At 68.2% G+C, this 2354-nt stretch carries 1 protein-coding gene and 2 pseudogenes; all 3 read right to left on the minus strand.

Annotation, left to right across the window (positions count from 1 at the left end):
* Window positions 1-715, minus strand: a pseudogene (gene glmM / locus JMF90_RS33730) (phosphoglucosamine mutase); the annotation flags it as partial.
* Between the two features lie 31 nt (window positions 716-746).
* On the minus strand, window positions 747-1688 hold the full coding sequence (folP, locus tag JMF90_RS33735) for a dihydropteroate synthase (protein ID WP_074800344.1): 942 nt from the start codon (window positions 1686-1688) through the stop codon (window positions 747-749).
* A gap of 28 nt (window positions 1689-1716) precedes the next feature.
* A pseudogene (locus tag JMF90_RS33740) lies at window positions 1717-2354 on the minus strand (cell division protein FtsH); the annotation flags it as partial.

Here is a 2354-nt window from a genome sequence, read left to right on the forward strand (position 1 = left end):
CATGGTTCGCCCGCACCGCGCGCACCAACGCGTCCGGCGCAGTCGCGCCGACGCCGTCGTTGATGTTGAAGCCGTTCGGCGCGACGCCGATCGGGATGACGTCCGCGCCGAGTTCGTGGAACACGTGCGGTGCAATTTGATACGCGGCGCCATGCGCGCAATCGATCACGAGCTTCAGGCCGCGCAGGTCGAACGCGGCCGGAAACGTGCTCTTGCAGAACTCGATGTAGCGGCCGGCCGCGTCGTCAAGGCGACGCGCCTTGCCGAGCCCGTCGGACGGCGCGCATTCGAGCGGCTTGTCGAGCCACGCTTCGATCGCGGCTTCGGTGTCGTCGGGCAGCTTGTTGCCGTCAGCCGAGAAAAACTTGATCCCGTTGTCGTGATAAGGGTTGTGCGACGCGCTGATCACCACACCGGCCGACAGACGCAGCGCACGCGTCAGGTACGCGACGCCGGGCGTCGGCATCGGGCCAGCCAGCATCACGTCGACGCCGGCCGCCGAGAATCCGGCCTCGAGCGCGGCTTCGAGCATGTAGCCCGACACGCGCGTGTCCTTGCCGATCAACACCGTCGGACGCGAGCCTGCCGCGACGTCGGCCGAGCCGGCCAGTACCTTGCCGGCCGCGTAGCCGAGGCGCAATACGAAGTCCGGCGTGATGGGCGCTTCGCCCACCGTGCCGCGAATGCCGTCCGTGCCGAAATATCGACGTCCCATGAGTCCTTCCTCCTTCGTCTTTCTGACTTGCTTATCGTTGCCGTGCGGCTGCGCGCACGGTATTCCATACTTTCAGCGCATCGACCGTCGCCGCGACGTCGTGCACGCGCACGATCGCGGCGCCCCGCTCGACCGCGCACACCGCGGCCGCCACGCTCGCCGCGACGCGTTCCATCGGCGGCTTGCCGCCGATCACCGCACCGAGCATCGACTTGCGCGACATGCCCGCGAGAATCGGATAAGCGCGGCCGTCGGGCCGCGCGGGCGCCGTGTCCGGCAACGCGGCCAGCAGCGCATAGTTGTCGTCGACGACCGCCTTGCCGAACCCGAAGCCGGGGTCGACGCAGATGCGCTCCGCCGCCACCCCCGCGTCGCGCAGCGCCTCGGCGCGCGCAGCGAGAAAATCGCGGACGTCGGTCACGACGTCGCCGTAGTCGGGCTCGCCGACCTGCATCGTCTGCGGCTCGCCGAGCATGTGCATCGCACACAGGCCGCTGTTGCCGTCGCGCACCGCATCGATCGCACCCGGCTGGCGGAACCCCCAGATGTCGTTGATCAGATCCGCGCCGGCGGCCAGCGCCGCGCGCATCACGGCCGGCTTGTAGGTATCGATCGACAGCGGCACGTTGAGCGGCCGCAGCGCCTCGACGAGCGGAATCACGCGCGCGAGCTCCTCGTCGAGCGGCACCGGCGGCGCACCGGGGCGCGTCGATTCGCCGCCGATGTCGAGCAGGTCCGCGCCGTCGGCGATCATCCGCTCGGCCTGGCGCAGCGCATCGTCGCGCGCGAGGAAGCGGCCGCCGTCGGAGAACGAATCGGGCGTGGCGTTGAGGATGCCCATCACGAGCGGGCGTTCGAACGTCAGTTCGAAGCGGCCGCACTGGAGCGGAGCGGGAATGAATGGGGACACAGCGGAATCGGACACGAGCAACGGGCGTGGATGAATGCAAAACGGGCCGGTGTGAAGCCACACCAGCCCGTGAACGGCGTTAAAGCGGAGATTATGCCGCCGGCGTAGCCGGCGCCGGCGCGCTGCCGGGCTTGACCTCGGCGCTGCCACCGCCCGACGAATCGCCGCCGACAGCCGGCGAGCTCTTCGGCGAGCGCGGCGGACGGCCTTCCATGATGTCGTTGATCTGATCGGCGTCGATCGTCTCCCACTCCATCAGTGCGGCCGTCATCGCCTCGACCTTGTCGCGGTTGTCTTCGAGCAGGCGGCGTGCGAGGTTGTACTGTTCGTCTAGCACGCGGCGGATTTCCGAGTCGACCTTCTGCTGCGTCGCTTCCGAGATCGTACGTGTGAAGCCGCGGCCGAACGGCGACGCATCGTTCTCGTCGTCGACGTAGACCATCGGCCCGAGTGCGTCGGTCATGCCGAAACGAGCCACCATCGCACGCGCGGTCTGCGTGGCCTTGTTGAAGTCGTCCGATGCGCCGGTGCTGACCAGGTTCATGAACAGCTCTTCGGCCACCCGGCCACCGAACAGGATCGCGAGGCGGTCCAGCAGGTAATCCTTCGAATACGTCTCGTTGTCATGCTCCGGCAACTGCCACGTGACGCCCAGCGCGCGACCGCGCGGGATGATCGTGACCTTGTGCACCGGGTCGGCCTTCGGCAACAGCTTCGCGATCACCGCGT

Origin of the sequence: Burkholderia sp. E168m23 (assembly GCF_016586125.1) — a bacterium.
In the GTDB taxonomy this organism is placed as follows: Bacteria; Pseudomonadota; Gammaproteobacteria; order Burkholderiales; family Burkholderiaceae; genus Burkholderia; species Burkholderia orbicola.